Source organism: Luteibacter sp. 9135 (assembly GCF_000745005.1).
Classification (GTDB): Bacteria; Pseudomonadota; Gammaproteobacteria; order Xanthomonadales; family Rhodanobacteraceae; genus Luteibacter.
This window is the reverse complement of sequence record NZ_JQNB01000001.1, coordinates 4253491-4275361: the sequence shown is the minus strand read 5'-3', so window position 1 is coordinate 4275361 and position 21871 is coordinate 4253491. Positions and strand designations below refer to the sequence as shown.

Below are 21871 nucleotides of genomic sequence, written 5' to 3'. Positions count from 1 at the left end.
TTCCCGGGTATACCACGGTAAAACGAACTCATGAGCATCCAGATCACTCCCGCCGCCTCCGAACGCATGCGCAGCTTCCTGTCCCGGGCGCCGCAGGCCGCCGGTGTGCGCTTTTCCGTCAAGCGGATGGGTTGCTCGGGCTTCGGTTACGTGGTCGATCTGGCCGGTGCCATCGCCGACGAGGACCAGGTGCTCGATATCGACGGCATCCGCGTCGTGGTCGATCCCACCAGCCTCCCGCTGGTCGACGGCACCCTGATCGACTTCCAGCGCCAGGGCCTGAACGCCTCCTTCGTGTTCCACAACCCCAACGCCACCGGCGAATGCGGCTGCGGCGAGTCGTTCACCGTCGCCTGACCCCGCCCTCCCCGTAGGAGCCGACGATGTCGGCGATACACGCGCCACAAGGCGCCTGCGCCGCCCCGGTTGCGACACCCCCCGGTTTCTCCCTACAATAGGCGGCTGGCCCTTCCCCAAGGAGGGGTCTTCTTGCCTCACCGTACGAACGGGAGGCTGCCATCCCCGGAAGGGGTGCATCCACAAGGAGTCACCATGCGTCATTATGAAGTCGTGTTCCTGGTCCATCCGGACCAGAGCGAACAGGTGCCCGCCATGATCGAGCGTTACAAGGCGCTGATCGAAGGCGACAACGGCACGATCCACCGTCTCGAAGACTGGGGCCGCCGCCAGCTGGCTTACCCGATCGAAAACCTCGCCAAGGCTCACTACGTGATGCTGAACATCGAGGTTTCGCAGAACGCCCTGAACGAGCTCGAGACGGGCTTCCGTTTCAACGATGCCGTGCTGCGCCACCTGGTCGTCCGTCGTGACGAGGCCGATACCGAGCCGTCCTTCATCCTCAAGAGCAAGGAAAAGGACGAACAGAAGGGTTCGCGTCGCCGTGACGACGACAGCGACGGCGACGACCGCCGTGGTGGTCGCGACAACGACAACGATCGCGACAGCGACGACTAATCGGGGATCACAGCCATGTCCAAGTTCTTCCGCCGCCGCAAGTTCTGCCGTTTCACCGCCGAAGGCGTCAAAGAGATCGATTACAAGGATCTCAACACCCTCCGCCAGTACGTGACCGAGAACGGCAAGATCGTCCCGAGCCGCATCACCGGCACGAAGGCCCGCTACCAGCGCCAGCTGGCGACCGCGATCAAGCGCGCTCGCTTCCTCTCGCTGCTGCCGTACACCGACAACCACGACGTCTGATCGCGGTAGCCCTCCCTGAGATAGGGGAGGGCGTCCGGCGTCACACGTTTTATTTCGGACAACCGTCCTGGCTGCATGGGGCCCATCCCGTGCTAACGAAACGATAGGAAAAACCCATGGAACTCATTCTCCTCGAGAAGGTGAAGAACCTCGGTAACCTCGGCGACAAGGTCAACGTCAAGCCGGGTTACGGTCGTAACTTCCTCCTCCCGACCGGCAAGGCCGCTCGCGCGACCGCCGCCAACCTCGAAGCGTTCGAAGCACGTCGTGCCGAGTACGAAGCCAAGGCCAAGGACCAGCTGTCCGGTGCCGAGGGTCGTGCCGCCAAGCTCGACGGCGCCGAGGTCACCATCGAAGTCAACGCTTCGCCGGAAGGCAAGCTGTTCGGCTCGGTCACCCCGCGTGACGTGGCCGAGGCCCTGACCGCCAAGGGTCTGGAAGTCGACAAGAGCGAAGTGATCCAGGCCGAAGGCCCGTTCCGCAACACCGGCGAGTACGAAGTCACTGTCGTCCTCCACGCCGATGTGCAGCAGATGGTCAAGGTCAAGGTCATCGGCGCGTAAGCACCGGTTACCGCGATACCCGACGGGCGCCCTTGTGGCGCCCGTTTTCGTTCGTGCCGCGCGACGTGTGGTCCCTGCTTTCCGCGGCAGGCGTCGGCGTGCGGCATTGCGTAATGTCTCAGGCTTCCGCCTCGCCCCGACGCACGCCGTCGCGGCCGTTCGCCGAGGGCGACCGGCGTAGCGACGCCGTTTTGCGCGTAAACCATCCGCTCCGCCTTGGCCGGCCTCGTGCCGCCACCTAGAGTCGGGTGTCCCGCGGGTGGATGGAAGGCGTCGGATGCGTAAGTGGTGGTGGCGGTCGTGCCTCGGCATGGCCGGTAGCTGGATGGGTGGGGCGTCGGCGTGGGCCGCGGATGCGCCGGTCGAAAGCCCGTTCAATATCGACGCGCGGTATCGCTACAGCAACCTGCATTCCGACGGGGCGCCGAAGCGCGGCCATGCCAACACCCTGCGCACGCGGGTCGGTTATCACTGGCGGATCGGCAACGGATGGAGCGCCTACGGCGAAGCCAGTCGCACCTGGTCATTGTTCGGCCAGCAGTACGACGACGGCTCCGGGCGCCGCACACCGTATCCGGCCGAGGCGGACCCGTCCTCCACCGGTATCAGCAACGCCTGGGTGTCCTGGCGCAACGACGATGTGGCCGTACGCGCGGGCAGGCAGTACATCCGCCTGGACGGGGGGCGCTTCGTCAGCAACAACCCGTGGCGGCAAAGCCTGCAGTCGTTCGACGGCGTCGGCGTCACTTGGAAGGCCTGGCAGGGCGCGGAGCTTCGCTATTACTGGCTCGGCCGGGTCAATCGCACGCTCGGCTACGATTTTCACGACCGTGACCAGCTCCGATGGACGCTGGATGCCCACCTGCTCCACGTCGACCAGGCCTTGGCCCTCGGCAAGCTCTCCGCCTACGGCTATTTTGTCCGCAACGACACCGTGGCAGCCCAGTCGGTGAAGACGGTCGGCGTGCGCTGGACGGGCAGTGCGGCCGTGGGGCCCGCAGGCGCCACCCTGGGCTGGACGGCGGACGCGGCGCGGCAGCATGCCTATGCGAACAACCCCGCGCGGTTCAGTCTCGGCTACCACCTCATCGACGCCACCTGGGGCGTGCCCGAGCTGTCGCTGCGGGTGGGTGAGGAACGGCTGGACGGTAACGGCCGCAACGCCATCAACGTCGCCTATGGCGCGGCACGTGCCTTCAACGGCTGGGTGGTGGCCTTCCGCATCCCGCGCAGCGGCCTGCGCGAGCGCTACGTCGGATTGCTGGGCTCCGTCGATGCCGGCCGAAAGGTCAGCTGGCAGGTCACTTTGCGGCACTTCGTCGCGGACGAGGGCGGCGCGGCGCTGGGCCGCGAACTGGATGCCGGCGTGCTGACCGACCTGGGCCACGGTTTCTCGGCGGAGGTGCAGTTCGGCGATTACCGGGCCGCGGGCCATGGCGTGGACGAGCGCAAGCTCTGGCTGATCGGGCAGTACCGCTTCGGTGAAGCGCCGCGCTGACGGATTCGCCCACAGGTTATCCACAGACTTATCCCCTCAACGCCCTGGACCGGGGCGCGTATCATGGTGGAACGGCGACCCGGGCCCGGGTCACGCGCCGACGCATGACGAGGTAAACCATGTCTTTCAATCCAGAACGCGGCGATCGCGGCGATCGCAAGCGCCGCCGCGAGCGCGAGCCCACGGCGTTCGAGTCCCTGCGCATCCCGCCGAACTCCATCGAGGCCGAGCAGGCCGTGCTGGGCGGCCTGATGCTGTCGCCGGATTCCCTGGACAAGGTGGCCGACAAGCTCACCGACGACGATTTCTACCGCAAGGATCACCGCCTGATCTGGCGCGCCATCAACGAGCTGGCCAACAAGGGCATGCCGTGCGACGCCGTGACGCTGGGCGACTGGTTCGCCGCCAACGACATGGTCGAGATGGTCGGCGGCGCCAGTTATTTGATGGAACTGGCCAACTCCACGCCCAGCGCGGCCAACATCGGCGCCTATGGCGACATCGTGCGCGAGAAATCCGTGCTGCGCATGCTGATCGACGCCGGCACGTCGATCACCGAGGACGGCTTCCGCCCCGAGGGAAAGAGCGTCCAGGAAGTGATGGAGCTGGCCGAGCAGCGCGTGTTCCGCATCGCGGAATCCGGCGCGCGCGGCAAGAAGGACATCGTGTCGGTGCGCGAGGCCGTGGGCGAGGCCTTCCGCATGCTGACCGAGCGATACGAGAAGCGCGGCCAGCTGACCGGTCTTTCCACCGGCTTCACCGACCTGGACGAACTCACCTCCGGCCTGCAGCCGTCCGATCTGGTGATCATCGCGGCGCGCCCCTCGATGGGCAAGACGGCGTTCGCGCTCAACCTCGCCGAAGCCGCCGCCCTGCGCGGCAAGAAAGCGGTGGCGGTGTTCTCGATGGAAATGTCGGCGTCGCAGCTGGCCTTCCGTCTGATCTCGTCGCTCGGCCGCGTGCACGCACAGCACCTGCGTAACGGCGACCTGGCCGAGGAAGACTGGCCGCGCGTCACCTCCGCCATCACCATGCTGTCGGATGCGAAGATCTTCATCGACGACACGCCGGCCATGTCGCCGGTGGAAATGCGCTCGCGCTCGCGCCGCCTGCAGCGCGAGCATGGCCTGGGCCTGATCGTCATCGACTACCTGCAGCTGATGCAGGTACCGGGCAACAGCGAAAACCGCGCCACGGAAATCTCGGAAATCTCCCGCGGGCTGAAAGCGCTGGCGAAGGAGCTCAACGTGCCGGTGATCGCGCTGTCGCAGTTGAACCGCTCGCTGGAGCAGCGCGCCGACAAGCGCCCGATGATGTCCGACCTGCGCGAGTCCGGCGCTATCGAGCAGGATGCCGACGTCATCATGTTCATCTACCGCGACGAGTACTACAACAAGGAATCGCCCGACAAGGGACTGGCCGAGATCATCATCGGCAAGCAGCGTAACGGTCCGACGGACACGATCAAGCTGGCCTTCCTCGGGCACTACACCAAGTTCGAGAACTGGGCGCCGGATGCGTATGTGGGCTCGTTCGACTGATCCGGCGCCACGCCGGGCCATCGCGGCCGCGGCGTGGCTGTCGATGTGCCTGTATGCCGGCGTGTCGGCCGCCGCCGGACAGATCGCACTGCCCGAGCATCCCACCGTCGACCAGCGCGCGGACATCGAGCAGCGCCTCAACGACTGGCCGTTGCTGGCGCGTTTCGCCCGGGACAACGCGACCTACCCGCCACCGAAGCCGGGCGAGAAGCGCGTGGTCTTCTTCGGCGACTCCATCACCGATTTCTGGGGGCGCCCGGTGGGCGAATTCTTCCCCGGGCACGGCTATATCAATCGCGGTGTCAGCGGGCAGACCACGCCGCAGATGCTGGTGCGCTTTCGCGCGGACGTGATCGCTCTGAAGCCGGCGGTGGTGGTCATCCTCGCCGGCACCAACGACATCGCCGGCAACACCGGTGCGTCCTCGCTGGGAATGATCGAAGACAACCTGTCGTCGATGACCGAACTGGCACGCGCCCACGGTATCCGCGTGGTGCTGTCGACGTTGCTTCCCGTGCACGATGCGGTGGTGACGGATCAGTCGTTGCGCCGGCCGCCATCGACCATCCGTGCGTTGAATGCGTGGATTCGCCAGTACTGCGCCAGCCAGCACCTCGTTTTGCTCGACTACGCGCCGGCCATGACCGACGGCCACGCCGCACTCAGTCGCGAACTCAGCGACGACGGCCTGCATCCCAATGCACAGGGATACGCGGTCATGTCGCCGCTGGCGGAGCGTGCTGTCGAGAAGGCGCTGGCCGATAGCGGGGTGCGTGACGGACGGTAGCCCGCTCCGTGATTCCGGGTATTCGTGCCGCCTCAACGAAGGTGCGCGTGGCTCGCGGCCTGACACGTTGTTTTAAGACATCGCCCAATGGATTCGGGTATGCCGCGCTGATGGAATATCGGCGATCGCTTCCGTGCCGTGACAGGTTTCATCCCGTCGCATGCGGACGCGTTTTCCTCCGAAGCATGCGTACATCAGACGCGCCAGCACCTTGCTTTGTTTCTGGGTATCGACTGACTTACTGCGTCCCGTCGGTTCTCTAGCATCGTGCCCTGGTTTGACGGCATAAAACAGGATCACCTATGGACATTTCGATCAGGCACGCGGGCGTGGCGTCGCTTGCGCTTGGACTTACTCTTTCGCTTTCCGCGTGCACGGCGGCCAATCCGCTCGTGGCAAAAACGCAGAAGCAGCACGAGGAAAAAGTCGCCGCCATTCCCCATTGCGCTCGCAAGCTCGGCACTATCTCGGTGATCGAGCCGGAGGGCGACGTCCACTGGTGGACCCAGCAGCAGTTGCCTTCGCCCACCAAGCTGATCAAGGTGTTCATCAACAAGTCCGGCTGCTTCACGCTGCTCGACCGCGGCATGGGCATGGGCGCAGCCATGCGCGAGCGGGCGCTGGCAGCGGGCGGCGAACTGCGCGGCGGCGCCAACGTCGGCAAGGGGCAGGTCAAGGCCGCGGACTATGTGATGGTGCCCGACCTCATCTCCGCCAACGCCGATGCCGGCGGCAGCGCGCTCAGCGCGTTAGCCAGCGGTCTGATCGGTGGCAGCACCGGTCGCTTGGTCGGCGCGATCAACATCAGTTCCAAGACATCCGACGTCGTGCTCACCGTTACGGATGTCCGCTCGTCCGAGCAGGTCGCCATGACCGAAGGCCACGGCGAGAAGAACGACATCGGCCTTGGCGCCCGCGGTTCGCTGTTCGGTAGCCAGAGCCTCGGCAGTGCCGGTATCGGCGGTTATGCCAACACCACCATCGGTCAGGTCATCACCATGGCCTACCTCGATGCGTACACCAAGCTCGTCAACGAAATGGGCGGCATGCCGGGCAATGCGTCGGCGGCCAACGCGCGGCAGTCCGGCACGGTGCGTGTCGCGACGCGCCTGTTCGCCACGTCCGCGATGAAGGGCAAGGCGGTGCGCTCGCTCGATCCCGGCATGGTGGTCTACCCGACGGGCGACAAGGTCGGCCTGGTCTGGGAGGTGGAGGACGAGCACGGCAACCGTGGCTGGGTCTCGTCGGAACATTTCGACCTGGCCAAGTAACGCCGGATGGCGGCCCTGTCCCGGGGTCGCCATCCCCGTGCCCTACGGTTGCCCGGTCGATGCGACTAGACTGGGCGGTCACTTCCGCCAGGCATGCCGCCGTCGAGCCATGAGCCGTACCACCGTCGCCACCATCCATCTGGGCGCGCTGCGCCACAACCTCGCACGTGTCCGGTCGCTGGCCGGCAGCGCAAGGGTCATGGCCGTGGTCAAGGCCGATGCGTACGGTCACGGCCTGGAGCGTGTCGCCCGTGCGCTGGGCGACAACGCCGAGGCCTTCGCCGTGGCGGCCATCGCCGATGGCCTCCGGCTGCGCGCCGCCGGCCATCGTCAACGCATCGTGGTGCTGTCCGGTCCCGATACGCCCTCCGACATCGCCGAAATGCAGCGGCTGGGCCTCGACGCGCTGATCCATCACGACGCGCAACTGCCCTGGCTGGCCCGGGCCGATCCGGCACGCGGCTCCCTGCGCGTATGGATCAAGGTCGACACGGGAATGCACCGGCTCGGTTTCGACCCCGCACGGATCAGGGATATTCACGCGGCCCTGTCCGCCATGCCGGCGATCGATCCGGAGCTGGGGCTGATGACGCATTTCGCCTCGTCGGAGGCGTTCGACGACGAGGATACCGCGCGGCAGATCGCCTTGTTCAGGCAAAGCACGGAAGGCCTGGCCGGACCACGGGCACTGTCCAATTCCGCGGCGGTGCTGGGCTGGCCGGATGCGCGTGGCGACTGGGTGCGTACCGGCGGTCTGCTTTACGGGCTGTCCGTCGTCGAGGGCAAGACGGGTGACGACTTCGGCTTCCGGCCGGTCATGACGCTGGCCACGCGGCTGGTCGCCATCAACCGTGTCGGCAAGGGCGAGCGGGTCGGTTACAACGGTACCTACACCTGCCCGGAAGACATGGACATCGGCGTGGCGGCCGTCGGCTACGGCGACGGTTACCCGCGCAGTGCCGCGGCCGGTACGCCGGTGCGGATCAACGGCTGCACGGCGCCGCTGGTCGGGCGCGTGTCGATGGATCTCATCACGATCGACCTGCGTGGCGTGCCCACGGCCCGCACCGGCGATCGCGTCACGCTATGGGGCGATGGCCTCCCCGTGGAAACGGTCGCGGCCGCGGCGGGTACGATTTCCTACGACCTCACCTGCGGCATGACGCGCCGCGTGCTGTTCGTCGAAGACGAGACCTGAAGGGCCGCCCGCGTCGGCGTATCGATCCCTGCGACGCGTCTGTGCGATACAGCTCCCTACCTTTTACGGAATGCCCCCGACCATGGCCAAGGCCAAGACCGCCTACGTATGCACCCAGTGCGGCGCCGAGCACAGCAAGTGGCAAGGGCAGTGTGCCGAATGCAACGAGTGGAACGTGCTGACCGAGTTTGTCGTGCAGCCGGCCAAGCCCGCTGCCGTATCGTCGCCCGGTGCACGCCGCGGCGGCTATGCGGGCGACGCGGCCGGCGCGCCTCGCATTACGGCGCTCGCCGAGGTACTGCTGACCGCCGAGGCGCGCACCCACACGGGCATCGGTGAGCTCGACCGCGTCCTCGGCGGTGGCCTGGTCGACGGCTCCGTCGTGCTGATCGGTGGCGATCCGGGTATCGGCAAGTCCACGCTGCTGCTGCAGATGCTCGGCACCCTGGGCGCGGTGCTGCCCAGCCTTTACGTCACCGGCGAGGAATCGCTCAGCCAGGTGGCCGGCCGCGCGCAGCGCCTCGACCTTCCGCTGGCGCCGCTGCACGCGCTGGCGGAAACCTGCATCGAACGGATACTCGAGCAGGTGGCGACGGCGCGTCCGCGCGTCCTGGTCATCGACTCGATCCAGACCATCTGGACGGAAATGCTCACGGCGGCACCGGGTTCGGTGAGCCAGGTACGCGAGTCCGCCGCCAAGCTCACCCGCTTCGCCAAGGAAACCGGTACCTCGGTGTTCCTGGTCGGCCACGTGACGAAGGAGGGTGGTATCGCCGGCCCGCGCGTGCTCGAGCACATGGTCGATGCGGTGCTCTACTTCGAGGGCGAGTCCGGCAGCCGCTTCCGTGTGCTGCGCGCCTTCAAGAACCGCTTCGGCGCGGTCAACGAACTGGGCGTGTTCGCCATGTCCGAGAAAGGCCTGCGGGAAGTCGCCAACCCCTCGGCCATCTTCCTGTCCTCGCACGCCGGGCCCACGCCGGGCAGTGCGGTCATGGTCACCCGTGAGGGCACGCGTCCGTTGCTGGTCGAGGTGCAGGCGCTGGTCGACCAATCGTCGCTGGGCAATCCCCGCCGCGTGGTGCTGGGCCTGGAGCAGAACCGGCTGGCCATGCTGCTGGCCGTGCTGCATCGCCACGGCGGCGTGGCCGCCTACGACCAGGACGTCTTCGTCAACGTGGTCGGTGGTATCCGTGTGCAGGAAACGGCGTCCGACGTACCGGTGATCATGGCCGTGCTGTCCAGCCTGCGTGATCGTCCGCTGCCCGAAAAAACCATCGCCTTTGGCGAAGTGGGGCTATCCGGCGAGATCCGCCCCGTGCCCAATGGCGAGGAGCGCCTGAAGGAGGCGGCCACCCACGGTTTCCGCCGCGCGGTCGTCCCCGCGGCCAATGCGCCCAAGCGCGGCCGTGTCGGTGAGATGGAGGTGATCGGTGTGGAGCGGCTTTCGCAGGCGCTGGACGCCAGCCGCGACTGAGCTCACGCCACCCGGTGCAGCACCAGCTCCAGGACCGCCTTGGTCCCGAAGAACGCCAGCAGCAGGATGCCCATGCCCGCCAGCGTCAGGTAGACGGCGCGGATACCCCGCCACCCGTGGCGCCAGCGTCCCCACAACAACACGCCGAACACCACCCAGGCGACGATCGACAGCACCGTCTTGTGGACCAGGTGCTGGCCAAACAGGTCGCCGACGAACAGCGCGCCGGTCACCAGGGTGAGCGTCAGCAGCACGAAGCCCGCGGCGATCAACCGGAACAGCAGGACCTCGGTGAGGGTGAGCGGGGGCAGGGCACGCAGCCAGTGCCCGAACCGGCTGCGGCGCAGGGCCCGTTCCTGGATCGCCAGCAGGATGGCCAGCGCGGCGGCGATCGAAAGCAGCCCGAACGCCAGCACGGCGATGGTCACGTGCAGCTCGATCTGCCAGGTCATGCTGTCCGGTGCGGTCTTCGGCGCGAGGAACGCGTCCACGGCCACGAAGATCGCCGCCAGCGGGAAGACGATGATGCCCAGTCCCGCGACGGGCCGTGACAGGTTGACCAGCAAGGTCAGCACGGAGGCAATCCAGGCCACCAGCGACAGGGCGGCAAAGAAATGCAGGTCCAGCGTGCCGCGATGGGCGCTGAGCAGGACTGCGCCATGGGCCAGTGCAGCCACGGCGGCCAGCGATGCCCCCAGGCGCGCAAGGGGCTGCCCGCCCGTCACCAGCGGCCGCGCGAGCGCACCGGCGGCGGACAGGTAGAGGACGACGGCGACCAGCGAGAAAGTGGTGACGATCATGGCGACGCAGTGTGGCATAGCCGCTTTGCGCCGTGAATGCGACACGCTGTCATTTGCGGCATCGCGGAGCGTCCGGCAGCGATAGTGGGCTATAATCCGTCGTTTACAGCAGCCCAGACACGAACTCGCCATGTTCGAATCGCTCAGCAATCGCCTCTCCGATACCGTCAATCGCCTGCGTGGTCGCGGCCGGCTGACCGAGGAAAACATTCGCGAGACGTTGCGCGAGGTGCGCATCGCGCTGCTCGAGGCCGACGTGGCGCTGCCGGTGGTCAAGGCCCTGATCGAACGCGTCAAGGTGCGCGCGGTCGGCCAGGAAGTCCTCAAAAGCCTGTCGCCGGGCCAGGCGCTGGTCAAGGTGGTCAGCGACGAGCTCACCGCCGTCATGGGCCAGGCCAATACCGAGCTGAACCTGGCGGCTACCCCGCCGGCGGTCGTGCTCATGGCCGGCCTGCAGGGCGCGGGCAAGACCACCACCGTCGGCAAGCTGGCGCGGTTCCTGCGCGAGCGCAAGAAAAAGCGCGTCATGGTGGTCAGCTGCGACGTCTACCGCCCCGCCGCCATCGAGCAGTTGCGCACGCTGGCCGAGCAGGTCGAGGTCACCTTCTTCCCGTCGGAAGCCGGGCAGAACCCCGTCGACATCGCCCGTGCCGCCGTGGCCGCCGCCCGGCGCGAGGTCATGGACGTGCTGCTCGTCGATACCGCAGGTCGCCTGCATATCGACGAAGCCATGATGGACGAGATCAAGGCGCTGCACAGCGCCCTCGATCCGATCGAAACCCTGTTCGTCGTCGATTCCATGACCGGCCAGGATGCGGCCAACGTGGCCAAGGCCTTCGCCGATGCGCTTCCGCTCACCGGCGTGGTGCTGACCAAGACGGACGGCGACGCCCGCGGCGGTGCTGCCCTGTCCGTGCGCTACATCACCGGTCGGCCGATCAAGTTCCTGGGTGCGGGTGAGAAGTCCGACGCACTGGAGCCGTTCCATCCGGATCGTCTGGCCCAGCGCATCCTCGGCATGGGCGACGTGCTGTCGCTGGTCGAGGAAGTCGAGCGCAAGGTCGACCAGCAGAAAGCCCAGAAGCTGGCCGAGAAGGTCATGAAGGGCAAGCGCTTCGACCTGAACGATATGCGCGACCAACTGGAACAGATGTCCAATATGGGCGGCCTGGCCGGCCTGATGGACAAGCTGCCGGGCATGGGCAACCTGCCCGACAGCGTCAAGTCCAAGGTCAACGACAACGAACTCAAGCGCATGGTGGCCATCATCGGCTCCATGACCAAGAAAGAACGCCGCCACCCCGATCTGCTCAACGGATCGCGCAAGGCGCGCGTGGCGCGTGGTTCCGGCACGCAGCCGGCCGACGTCAACCGCCTGCTGAAGCAGTTCATGCAGATGGAGAAGATGATGTCCAAGCTGTCCAAAGGCGGCAGCAAGGGCCTCATGCGCCAGATGCGCGGCGCCATGAAGGGCATGGGCGGTATGGGTGGCATGGGCGGCGGCATGCCGCCGATGCGCTGATCGCGCAAAGCCCTTCCCTTTTTCGTAACTTTCGTTAAAATGCCGGGTTTACCGCGCCCGCTTCTCGCGCGCGCTTTGCCGGCATACGGCACTCTGGAGCTCGTAATATGGTTAAGATTCGTCTTTCGCGCGGTGGCGCCAAGGGCCGTCCGTTTTATCACGTCGTCGTGACCGACCAGCGCAGCCCGCGCGACGGTCGCAACATCGAGCGTGTCGGCTATTACAACCCGGTCGCTTCGGGCGCCGACAAGCGCCTCGAGCTCGATGTGGCCAAGGTCCAGGCCTGGGTGGCCAAGGGTGCACAGCTGACCGACAAGGTCCGTGCGCTCGTGAAGGAAGCCGGCAAGCTGGCTGCCTGATGTCGCTGGAGTCCGGTAAGCGCGTCCGTCTCGGGCGCATTGTCGGGCTCTACGGCGTGCAGGGGCAGGTCAAGCTCGAAAGCTGGACCGACCCCCGCATCCAGATCTTCCGTTACCAGCCATGGCTGCTGACCGCGCCGGGCGTGGAAAAGGAGATCGACGGAATCCGCGGGCGCGCGCAGGGCAAAGGCCTCGTGGCCACCCTGCCGGGTATCGAGGATCGCGACCAGGCGACAGCGCTCATCGGGTGTGAGATCACGGTCTCCCGCGATGCGCTGCCGCCTCCCGCTCCTGGCGAGTTCTACTGGACCGATCTCGAAGGCCTCGAGGTCGTTACCACGGAAAACGTCATGCTGGGTCGGGTCAACCATCTATTCGCCACCGGTGCCAACGATGTCATGGTGGTGAAGGATGGCGAGAGGGAGCGGTTGATTCCATTCGTCCAGGGCCCCTACGTGCATTCCGTCGATTTCGACGCGGGGCGCATCGTGGTGGACTGGGACCCCGAGTTCTAGGCAGCGACACCAGGTCATGCGCATCGATGTGGTCTCGTTGTTTCCCGACTTCATCCGCCAGTCGGCGGCGGTCGGGGTGGTCGGCAGGGCGCAACAGCGCGAGTTGTTACAGGTGGAAACCTGGAACCCCCGCGATTTCGCCCCTGACAGGCATCGCACCGTGGACGGTCGCCCTTTTGGCGGTGGACCGGGCATGGTCATGTTGATCGATCCCTTGCGGGCGGCGCTTGCCGCGGTTCGCCAGGCCGCACCGGAGCCGGTGCATGTGATCTACCTCAGCCCGCAAGGTGCGCGGCTGACGCAGAAGAGGACCGAAGCGCTGGCGAGACTGCCGCGAATCGCCCTGGTCTGCGGACGTTACGAGGGCGTGGACGAACGCCTGCTGGAGCACGAGGTCGACGAGGAGCTCTCGATCGGCGATTATGTGCTGTCCGGTGGGGAGCTTGCCGCAGCAGTTGTCATCGATGCGGTGGGTCGTCTTCAGGAGGGCGCGTTGAACGACGCGCAATCCGCCCAGCAGGACTCCTTCTCGGATGGCCTGCTGGATTGCCCGCATTACACCCGTCCCGAGCATCACGATGCCTGGGGCGGCGTGCCGGAGGTGCTGCTTTCCGGCGATCACGCGGCTATTCGCCGCTGGCGTCGGAAACAGTCGCTGGGTCGTACCTGGCTGCGCCGGCCGGATCTGCTAACGCAGCGTGCGCTCGATGATGAATCGAGGACATTGCTGGATGAATTCCGCCGTGAATACGCACGGCCAAACGGTGCGGCCGGAAACGACCGCCGTAATAAAAATTGACAGGTGTGCCATGAACAAACTCCTCCAACAGTTCGAAGCCGAGCAGATCACCCGCCAGCTGCCGGATTTCGGTCCTGGCGACACCGTGATCGTCAACGTCAAGGTGAAGGAAGGTAACCGCGAGCGCGTCCAGGCGTTCGAAGGTATCGTCATCGCCAAGCGCAGCCGCGGCCTGCACTCCGCTTTCACCGTGCGCAAGATTTCGCACGGCACCGGCGTCGAGCGCGTGTTCCAGTCGCACAGCCGCGCCATCGACTCGGTCGAAGTCAAGCGTAAGGGCAAGGTCCGCGGCGCCAAGCTGTACTACCTGCGCGGTCTGGAAGGCAAGGCTGCCCGCATCAAGGAAGACATCGCCGCCGCCGCCGCTGCCAAGGTCGCCAAGAAGGCCGCCGCAGCATCCGCCGCCGCTGCTGCCGCCGAGTAATCGGCTGCCGCAAGGCGCAACAAAAAGCCCGCGAGCGATCGCGGGCTTTTTGCTTTGGCCGGTTGCGCCGTGCCCTACGTGTCTGGTGTAGGAGCGCACGCTGTGCGCGACATCTTTTCGCGGAAACCATCGTGCTGGCGCGCCAGCTTCATGTCACGGCCACAAAACATGTCGCGCACATCGTGCGCTCCTACGCATGCCGTGTGTGCATTTATGCCGCGTGCGTGCGACGTGCGTACGGCGTGCGTGCCGCGCGCATTACACCGGCATGTATTCCTCGGCCAGCACCTTGGCCGGTTCCTGCAGGAAGTTGCCCTGCACGAAGTCGACGCCGCAGGCGAACAACAGCGACGTGCTGACGGCGTCTTCCACCCATTCGGCAATCGTCTGCTTGCCCGAGGCGTGGCCTTCCTTGCATATCTCGGCGATTTTTTTCTGGTTTTCCGGATGCTGCGGAAGGTCGGTCATGAAGTTGCGGTCGATCTTCAGGTAATCGGCTTCGATGTGGCTGAGGATCTGGAACGAATTGAGGCCTGAGCCGAACTGCTCGATGCCGAACTTGCCGCCGGCCTTGCGCCATCCCGACACGAACTCCTGCGTGGGACGCAGGCTGGTCAGCACCTTCGATTCCGGCATCTCGATGACCAGGGTGCTCCGTCGCAGCTGGGCGGCTTCCAGGCGACGGCAAAGCCAGGGCAGCAGGTCACGGTCTTCCAGCGACTGCTGGGTCACCTTCACGAAATACGTGGTGGTCATGCCGTCGTTCTCGCGGTGCACCAGCGCGTCGATGGCGTGGCCGAGCACCCAGCGGTCGATCGCCGGTAGCAGGCCGTTGCGCTCGGCTACCGCGAAGAAATAGGAGGGCAGCACGTCGCCCTTGGGCCCGCGCATGCGGACCAGGATCTCGTAGAACTCGCCCGCGGCATCCTGCAGGCTGATGATCTGCTGGTGGTAGAGGCGAAGGCCATCCGTGGACAACGCGTCGCGCACGAGGTCGAGCCAGTATTGCTCGCGCTCCGCGTCCGCTTTTTCGCGAGCGCTCGGGTCGTGCAACTCGACGCGGTTGCCGCCCTGGTTCTGGGCGTTGCGCAGTGCCGCGCTGGCCTGGTGCAGCACCGTGTCGCTGTTGGCGTTCTTCTCGGCCAGCAGGGTGCCGCCGATGGTGATCGTAACGGTCAGCGAGCGCGAGCCGGCGTCGAAGATATGTTCGGAAATGGCGGTGCGCAGCCGCTCGGTCAGCGCGGCGTGTTCCAGGTCGCCGCGCGGGGACAGCACGAGGCCCAGCGTGTGGTCGCCGAGCACGCCGGCCACGTCGTCCTCGTCGATGGACTCGGCGATACGCGCGGCGATGGCTGCCAGCAGCGGGTCGGCGTTGCCGATGCCGGCGCTGGTGACGATGTCTTTCCAGTTGTCGGGCTCGATCAGCAGTACGGCCTGGCCCTCGCGACCGGCCGCGGCGGCGGCCACGGCCTCGTCGACGTGCTCCAGCGTGCGCGCCCGGTTGAACAGGCCGGTGACCGGGTCGCGCTGCAACTGCGCGACCAGCGCGGCATCGACGACCTGCTGGCGGAAGACGATCTGCAGGCAGGTCTCGCCTTCGAACGTGGCGTGGGCGAACTCGACCAGGGAGGTGAATGTGCTGCCGTCGTCGCGGCGGGCCAGCAGTTCGACCGGGGGTGGCGACTTGTCCCCCTTGGACAGGCTGCGCAGCGTGGCCTTGAAGGCGTCGGCGTGGGTGCCGGCGATCAGGTCGAGGATGGGCAGGCCGAGGATGTCGTCCAGCTCGGCAAAGCCGAAGGCTTCCAGGTAGGCCTGGTTGACACGGACATGCATGCCCTCGTGCACATAGGCGATGGCGTCGCGCGAGGAATCCAGCAGCGAGTCGCAGCGGCGCTCCGTCTCGCGCAGGGAGGTTTCCAGGCGGCGCACCTGGCGGCGCGTGGAGAGGGATTCGAACTCGCGCTCGGTGATGGCCAGGATCTGGTCCGGGCGCCCGCGGGGGCCACGCCCCGGCAGCCGGCGGCGATAAGCTCGGCCACGGCGTCGTCGCGCAGGGTGTCCACGATGGCGATCAGGGCGAGGTCGCGGCCGCTGGCATTCAACTGGCGCATGACCGCCGTGGGCTCGACGCCGGCGACGTCGGGATTCATCAGCACCAGATCGGGGACCAGCTCGTCGAGGGACGCCTGGATGCCCTCGGCGTCCGTCGCCCGGGCCGGCCTGACCGCCACGCCGCCATTGCGCAGCACGTTGATCAAAAGCTCGGCGTCTTCCACCGAGTCTTCGATGAAGAGGATCCTGATGACGTTGTCTTGTTTCATGCCGTTCCGGTTGCCGCTGGCCTACCCGACGAGCCCGTGCCCCGGCCCGCTCCCCCCCGTGTCGCGGCCCGGCTTTTCAGGGCCGGGCAAGGGACATACTAGCGCGCGAAATCGGCAATAGGGCGCTTGGCGGGATCGCCCGGCAGTTCACGCACCAGTTTCGGAACGAGGTAGCCCGGCAGTCGCCTGCGCAGGCTGTCGATGAGGCGCAGGGCGTGCGCGTCGTCCACCTCGAAGTGGGTGGCGCCCGCCACCTTGTCGAGCTGGTGCAGGTAATAGGGCAGCACCCCGGCCGCGAACGAGCGCTCGCTCAGGCTGGCCAGCGCGTCGGCGTTGTCGTTCACGCCGCGCAGCAGCACGGACTGGTTGAGCAGGGTGGCCCCGGCGTCGCGCAGGCGCCCGCACGCGGCATCCACCGTGTCGTCGAACTCGTTGGCGTGGTTGGCGTGCAGCACCACCACCTTCTGCAGGGGCAGGGCCCCCAGCCAGTCGGTGAACTCGGCGTCCACCCGCTCGGGCAGCACGACGGGCAGGCGGGTGTGGATGCGCAGCCGTATGACGTGGGGCAGGGCGGCCAGGCCCCGGGTCAGCTCCGCGAGCTTGTGCGTGGCCAGCGCCAGCGGATCGCCTCCGGACAGGATGATTTCACGGATGGAACTATCCGCCCGGACATGGGCCAGGGCGTCGCGCCACTGCGCGGCGGCGGCGATTTCCTCGCCATAGGGAAAGTGGCGGCGGAAGCAGTAGCGGCAGTTGACCGCGCAGCTGCCACTGGCGATGAGCAGCGCCCGGCCATCGTACTTGTGCAGGAGGCCCTGCCCAGCCTTCGCCGCCATGTCGCCCACGGCGTCGACGGTGAAACCCTCGGCGGTGTCGTGCTCGGCGCGGCGGGGCAGCACCTGCAGCAGCAGGGGGTCGTTAGGATCGCCGGGACGCATGCGGGCCACGAAGCCGCGGGGCACGCGCAGGGGAAAGCCCGCATCGTCGGGCGGCAGGAGGTCCGGCCGGCCGGCGAGCCCCACCGCGCCGAGGAGTTCGCCCGCGTCGGTGATGGCTTCGCGCCATAGCTCGCGCCAAGCCCTGGCGGGCGGCGATAGGCGTGACATGGGGCTTGCGGTTATCATTGCGGACCTTGGGTCGGGCCTTGCAGCCCATCACAGACCCCATTTTAACCGCCCAGCGGGGCGGATATCACTCCGGAGCAGATACAGATGGGCATGCTTGGCCTCAACGACGTCAAAACGGGCAAGAAGATCATCCACAACGGCGATCCCTGGATCATCACCGAAGCGGACTTCGTCAAGCCTGGCAAGGGCCAGGCCTTCACCCGTATCCGCATCCGCAACCTCAAGGACGGCCGCACCACCGAGCAGACGCTGAAGTCCAGCGATTCCTACGAAGAGGCCGATGCCGTCGATACCGATGCCAGCTTCTCGTACGTCGAGGGCACCGGCAACGACCGCGAGTGGATCTTCATGCAGAGCGAAACCTACGACCAGCACCGTGCCAGCCTGGCTGCCATGGGCGACGCCTGGAAGTGGCTCAAGGGTGACGAGGAATGCGTCATCACCCTCTTCAACGGCAACATCATCGCCGTGCAGGCGCCGAAGTTCGTCGAACTGAAGATCGTCGAGACCGACCCCGGCGTCCGTGGCGACACCTCGGGCGGCGGCGGCAAGCCGGCCACGCTGGAAACCGGCGCCGTGGTCCGCGTGCCCCTGTTCGTCAACCAGGACGAAGTCATCAAGGTCGATACCCGCACCGGCGAGTACGACAGCCGCGTCAAGTAAGGCCGTCCATCCCCGTTCGGCCGATCGGCACGGTGGCCTCCAGGGCACCGTGCCGCTTTTGTTTCGAGGCTCCCGTTTCCCCATCGAGGCCCCCGCATGAGCAACAGCCCCATTGAGATCGACCTGCTGATCGAGGCGCGCTGGGTCGTGCCCGTCGAGCCCCACGCGGTGGTCCTGGACGACCACGCGGTGGCCGTGCACGGCGGCGAGATCCTCGCCATCCTGCCGGCGGACCAGGCACGCGCTGCCTACGCGCCGAAGGAGCGCGTGATCCTCGACGAGCACGCGCTGATCCCCGGGCTGATCAATGCCCACACGCACAACCCCATGACGTTGCTGCGGGGTCTGGCGGACGACCTGCCGCTGATGACCTGGCTGCAGGAGCACATCTGGCCGGCCGAAGCCCGCGTGATGGGCCACGACTTCATCCGCGACGGCGTGGAACTGGCGGTGGCGGAGATGATCCGTGGCGGTACCACCTGCGCCAACGAGAACTACTTCTTCCCCGATGTCATCGCGGCCACCTATCGCAAGATGGGCTTTCGCGCCGTGATCGGCCTGCCGGTGATCGACTTCCCCACGCCCTGGGCGAAGACCTCCGACGAATACTTCAGCCGCGCGCTGGAAGTGCACGAATCGCTCCAGGGCGAGCCGCTGCTGACCACGGCGTTCGTGCCGCACGCCCCGTATACCGTGTCCGACGAGAACTTCGAGCGCATCCGCGTACTCTCCGATCAGCTCGACATTCCCGTGCACCTGCATACCCACGAGACTGCGCAGGAAGTGGAAGAGGCCGTGGCGAAGGACGGCATGCGTCCGTTCGCGCGCCTGCAGAAGCTCGGCATCGTCAACGAGCGCCTGCTCGCCGTGCACATGACCCAGCTGACCGATGGCGAAATCGCCGCCTGTGCCGCCGCCGGCGTGTCGGTGGCGCATTGCCCGGAGTCCAACCTCAAGCTGGCTTCCGGTTTCTGTCCCGCCGAGAAGCTGCGCGCCGCGGGCGTCAATGTCTGCATCGGCACCGACGGTTGCGCCTCCAACAACGACCTGGACATGTTCAGCGAGATGCGCACGGCCGCCCTGCTGGCGAAGGCCGTGGCGCAGGATGCCGCCGCGTTCGACGCGGCTTATGCGCTGCGTGCCGCCACGCTCAACGGTGCGAAGGCCATCGGCCTGGGTGATCGCGTCGGTTCCATCGAGCCGGGCAAGCGCGCCGACTTCGCCGCCGTACGCCTGGACGCGCTCGAAACCCAGCCGCTGTACCACGTCGCGTCGCAGCTGGTGTATGCCGCCGGTCGGCACCAGGTCAGCGACGTGTGGATCGACGGCCAGCGCAAGCTGTCCGGCGGCGAGCTGGTCGACGTCGATGTCGCCGGCATCCGCGAGAAGGCACGCGGCTGGCGCCAGCGCATCGCCGCCGGCGACGATGCCACCGATGCGTGACCCGAATCCTCGTCATTTTCCTGCCGCCCAAGCGTGGCGCGCCCGCAGCGCCCCGGAGGCCTGAACCATGCAAACCCAGAACCCATCGAACGTCAGCCCGGACGAGATCGCCCGCTTCGAAAAGCTCGCCGCACGCTGGTGGGACCCGGACGGTGAATCGCGTCCGCTGCACGACCTGAACCCCGTGCGCGCCGCCTACGTGGGCGCGCGCGCCAACCTGCGTGGCGCCAGGGTGGTCGATGTCGGTTGCGGCGGCGGCCTGCTCAGCGAGGCACTGGCCCGTGCCGGCGCGCAGGTGACGGCGATCGACCTCGGCGCCAAGCTGATCGAGATCGCGAAACTGCACCTGTTCGAGTCCAACCTGCAGGTGGATTACCGCGTGCAGTCGTCGGACGCATTGGCCGCTGCCGAGCCCGCGTCGTTCGATGCGGTGTGCTGCATGGAAATGATCGAGCACGTACCCGATCCGCTGGTGCTGATCCGCGACCTGTCGGCCATGCTCAAGCCGGGTGGCCAGCTGTTCCTTTCCACGCTCAACCGCACGCCACTCGCGTTCGGTGCGGCCATCGTGGGTGCGGAATACCTCATGCGCCTGCTGCCGCGCGGCACGCACCACTACGCGCAGTTCCTCAAGCCCTCGGAAGTGGCCGCCATGCTGCGCCGTTTCGATCTCGAGATCGAAGACCTCCGCGGGCTCGCCTACAACCCGCTGACGCGCAATGCCGCGCTGTCGTCCAACACGTCGGTGAACTACGTGCTGGCGGCCCGGAAGGTCGCGTGAGCGTGCTGTCGTTCAAGCCGGAAGGCGTGTTCTTCGACCTCGACGGCACGCTGCTGGACAGCGCCCTCGACCTGCATGCGGCCGTGGTCGATCTCTGCGCCGAACAGGGCGTCATGCCCCCGTCGTACGACGCGGTACGTCCGGTGGTGTCGCGCGGATCGCGCGCGATCATCGCGACGGCCATGCCGGGACTCGATGCGGAGGCGATCCTGGCGCTCGTCCCTCGTTACCTGGAGATCTACGAAAGCGGCCTGGCCCGCCACACGGTGCCCTTCGAGGGCATCGAGTCGCTGCTGGCCGGCATCGAGGCCGCCGGCATGCGTTGGGGCGTGGTGACCAACAAGCCCGGTTTCCTCACCGACGCGCTGCTGCCGCAGGCCGTGCCGCATTGGAAGCCCGCCGTCGTGGTCTCCGGCGACACGTTGCCGGTGAAGAAGCCCGATCCGGCGCCCGTGGTGCACGCCTGCGCCCTGGCCGGCTGCGCGCCGTCCCGCGCCGTGTTCGTCGGCGACGATCGCCGCGATATCGCCGCCGGCGCCGCTGCGGGGTGCTACACCGTCGCCGTGCGCTGGGGCTACCTCGACGGCGGCGACCCGGACACCTGGGAGGCCGACACGGTCGTCGATCGCGTAAGCGACCTCGCTACCTTGCTGGGCGTAGGGGAGGCGGTGGCGTGAGCGACGGCGCAACCCAGAGCTACATCGACAAGTGGCTGGCGGTGCAGCCGCAGCAGCGGATCGCGCTGGGTTTCGTCGATCCGGCCGTTCGCGACGAGCATGTGGCGCTTGCCGCCTTCGAGCAGGAACTGATCGCCTCGGCCTACGGTATCCGTGAGCCGCAGGTGGCCGCCGCCAAGCTGCAATGGTGGGCGGAAGAACTATCCGGCGCAGCGGCCGGTGGCGGCCGCCATCCGCTGACCAAACAGCTGTTCGCCAGCGAGCGGGCGCGCCGGGTCCCGGCGGCGCTGTGGCTGGCGCCGGTGCTGGCCGCCATGGCGCAGCTGGAGCAGGGCACCTCGTCCGACTTCGCGGCCCAGTTCGCGGCGGCACGCGGGCTGCACGGCGCCCTGGCCGCGCTCGAAACCGCATGGTGGTTCGGCCCCGAGGCGTCCGCCGAGGCCGCGACCCGCGTGGCAACCCTGTCGCACCTGGTCTTCGCGCTGTCGCGGCTGGAACTGGACGCCGAGCGCGAACGGCTGCCCTTGCCCATGTCGCGACTGGCGCGTCACGGGTTGTCGCGCGGCCAGCTGAAAACGGATGCGCCGGCGCGCCGCGACGCCATTCGTGCCCAGTTGCAGGAACTGGCCACCGGCCTGCGCGCCGCGCTGGCGCTCGACGCCCCGCTGAGCACGTTCCGTGGCCTGGAGGGCCGCACCGCGCTGGCCACCGCGCGTGGCGCCGCGCGGGCCCCCGAGCCGTTCACCGAGCTGCATCGGCGGCAGTCGCGCACGGGCCCGGCCACGGCGATCCGCGCCTGGCTGGCCGCACGTCGCGCCGGTCGATTGGGCTGAACACACCGTTTCCCGGCACTCACCATTGAGCCCAAGCGCAGGGCCCCCATTTCG

General features: G+C 67.1%; 23 protein-coding genes. 20 read left to right on the top strand and 3 right to left on the bottom strand.

Translation table 11 applies throughout. The features are described from left to right. The first annotated feature begins 30 nt into the window (after positions 1-30). The 10 genes from FA89_RS18180 to radA all read left to right on the top strand — a co-directional run bounded on the left by FA89_RS18180 (position 31) and on the right by radA (position 9553). Positions 31-357: a HesB/IscA family protein gene (locus FA89_RS18180; protein WP_036143001.1), complete on the top strand. Its 327-nt coding sequence runs from the start codon at positions 31-33 to the stop codon at positions 355-357. 195 nt (positions 358-552) lie between these two features. Then, positions 553-975 (top strand): 30S ribosomal protein S6, encoded by a 423-nt coding sequence (rpsF, locus tag FA89_RS18175; RefSeq protein WP_036142999.1) that lies wholly within the window; start codon positions 553-555, stop codon positions 973-975. Between the two features lie 15 nt (positions 976-990). Then, positions 991-1221, top strand: a complete 231-nt coding sequence (gene rpsR / locus FA89_RS18170; protein ID WP_029214018.1) for a 30S ribosomal protein S18 — start codon at positions 991-993, stop codon at positions 1219-1221. A 116-nt stretch (positions 1222-1337) separates the two neighbouring features. Continuing rightward, positions 1338-1784, top strand: a complete 447-nt coding sequence (rplI, locus tag FA89_RS18165) for a 50S ribosomal protein L9 (protein ID WP_036142996.1) — start codon at positions 1338-1340, stop codon at positions 1782-1784. A 277-nt stretch (positions 1785-2061) separates the two neighbouring features. Further along, positions 2062-3282: an alginate export family protein gene (locus FA89_RS18160; protein WP_036142993.1), complete on the top strand. Its 1221-nt coding sequence runs from the start codon at positions 2062-2064 to the stop codon at positions 3280-3282. Between the two features lie 119 nt (positions 3283-3401). Beyond that, positions 3402-4823, top strand: a complete 1422-nt coding sequence (locus FA89_RS18155) for a replicative DNA helicase (protein ID WP_036142991.1) — start codon at positions 3402-3404, stop codon at positions 4821-4823. After that, positions 4804-5610: an SGNH/GDSL hydrolase family protein gene (locus tag FA89_RS18150; RefSeq protein WP_051938947.1), complete on the top strand. Its 807-nt coding sequence runs from the start codon at positions 4804-4806 to the stop codon at positions 5608-5610. Before FA89_RS18155 ends, FA89_RS18150 begins: the two co-directional genes overlap by 20 nt. A 302-nt stretch (positions 5611-5912) precedes the next feature. Beyond that, entirely contained in the window at positions 5913-6881 is a 969-nt protein-coding gene (locus FA89_RS18145; protein ID WP_036142989.1) for a CsgG/HfaB family protein, read from the top strand. A gap of 109 nt (positions 6882-6990) precedes the next feature. Continuing rightward, complete coding sequence (gene alr, locus FA89_RS18140) at positions 6991-8079, top strand: alanine racemase (RefSeq protein WP_036142986.1); 1089 nt, start codon at positions 6991-6993, stop codon at positions 8077-8079. Positions 8080-8161: 82 nt separating this feature from the next. Then, positions 8162-9553, top strand: coding sequence for a DNA repair protein RadA (gene radA, locus FA89_RS18135; RefSeq protein WP_036142983.1), 1392 nt, complete (start codon positions 8162-8164; stop codon positions 9551-9553). A gap of 2 nt (positions 9554-9555) precedes the next feature. Here radA and FA89_RS18130 read toward each other — a convergent pair whose 3' ends face one another. After that, positions 9556-10353: a cytochrome C assembly family protein gene (locus FA89_RS18130; RefSeq protein ID WP_036142980.1), complete on the bottom strand. Its 798-nt coding sequence runs from the start codon at positions 10351-10353 to the stop codon at positions 9556-9558. A gap of 130 nt (positions 10354-10483) precedes the next feature. Here FA89_RS18130 and ffh point away from each other — a divergent pair, with 130 nt between their 5' ends. The 5 genes from ffh (at position 10484) to rplS (ending at position 13972) form a co-directional block, all read left to right on the top strand. After that, a complete protein-coding gene (gene ffh, locus FA89_RS18125) occupies positions 10484-11875 on the top strand; it encodes a signal recognition particle protein (protein WP_036142976.1) in 1392 nt (463 codons plus the stop codon). Positions 11876-11982: 107 nt separating this feature from the next. Beyond that, positions 11983-12234: a 30S ribosomal protein S16 gene (gene rpsP / locus FA89_RS18120; protein WP_029213716.1), complete on the top strand. Its 252-nt coding sequence runs from the start codon at positions 11983-11985 to the stop codon at positions 12232-12234. Continuing rightward, on the top strand, positions 12234-12749 hold the full coding sequence (gene rimM / locus FA89_RS18115) for a ribosome maturation factor RimM (protein WP_036142971.1): 516 nt from the start codon (positions 12234-12236) through the stop codon (positions 12747-12749). The genes rpsP and rimM overlap by 1 nt, the downstream gene beginning before the upstream one ends. 16 nt (positions 12750-12765) lie before the next feature. Then, on the top strand, positions 12766-13548 hold the full coding sequence (gene trmD / locus FA89_RS18110) for a tRNA (guanosine(37)-N1)-methyltransferase TrmD (RefSeq protein WP_036142968.1): 783 nt from the start codon (positions 12766-12768) through the stop codon (positions 13546-13548). Between the two features lie 10 nt (positions 13549-13558). Beyond that, on the top strand, positions 13559-13972 hold the full coding sequence (gene rplS, locus FA89_RS18105) for a 50S ribosomal protein L19 (protein WP_036142965.1): 414 nt from the start codon (positions 13559-13561) through the stop codon (positions 13970-13972). A 258-nt stretch (positions 13973-14230) separates the two neighbouring features. Here the strand turns inward: rplS and FA89_RS18100 are convergent, their stop codons facing one another. Further along, complete coding sequence (locus tag FA89_RS18100) at positions 14231-15901, bottom strand: EAL domain-containing protein (RefSeq protein WP_240003932.1); 1671 nt, start codon at positions 15899-15901, stop codon at positions 14231-14233. Between the two features lie 490 nt (positions 15902-16391). Further along, positions 16392-17417 (bottom strand): EF-P beta-lysylation protein EpmB, encoded by a 1026-nt coding sequence (gene epmB, locus FA89_RS18095; protein ID WP_036142962.1) that lies wholly within the window; start codon positions 17415-17417, stop codon positions 16392-16394. Between the two features lie 87 nt (positions 17418-17504). Between epmB and efp the strand changes: the two genes are divergently transcribed. From efp to FA89_RS18070, 5 genes are all read left to right on the top strand, one after another. After that, entirely contained in the window at positions 17505-18083 is a 579-nt protein-coding gene (efp, locus tag FA89_RS18090; protein WP_036142959.1) for an elongation factor P, read from the top strand. 96 nt (positions 18084-18179) lie between these two features. After that, positions 18180-19526, top strand: a complete 1347-nt coding sequence (locus tag FA89_RS18085; RefSeq protein WP_036142956.1) for a TRZ/ATZ family hydrolase — start codon at positions 18180-18182, stop codon at positions 19524-19526. Between the two features lie 67 nt (positions 19527-19593). Next, positions 19594-20307 carry a bifunctional 2-polyprenyl-6-hydroxyphenol methylase/3-demethylubiquinol 3-O-methyltransferase UbiG gene (ubiG, locus tag FA89_RS18080; RefSeq protein ID WP_036142953.1) on the top strand — a complete coding sequence of 238 codons (714 nt, stop codon included), beginning with the start codon at positions 19594-19596 and terminating at the stop codon, positions 20305-20307. Continuing rightward, entirely contained in the window at positions 20304-20984 is a 681-nt protein-coding gene (locus tag FA89_RS18075) for an HAD family hydrolase (protein WP_036142950.1), read from the top strand. Before ubiG ends, FA89_RS18075 begins: the two co-directional genes overlap by 4 nt. Next, positions 20981-21817, top strand: a complete 837-nt coding sequence (locus tag FA89_RS18070; protein ID WP_036142947.1) for a squalene/phytoene synthase family protein — start codon at positions 20981-20983, stop codon at positions 21815-21817. The genes FA89_RS18075 and FA89_RS18070 overlap by 4 nt, the downstream gene beginning before the upstream one ends. Positions 21818-21871 lie beyond the last annotated feature (54 nt).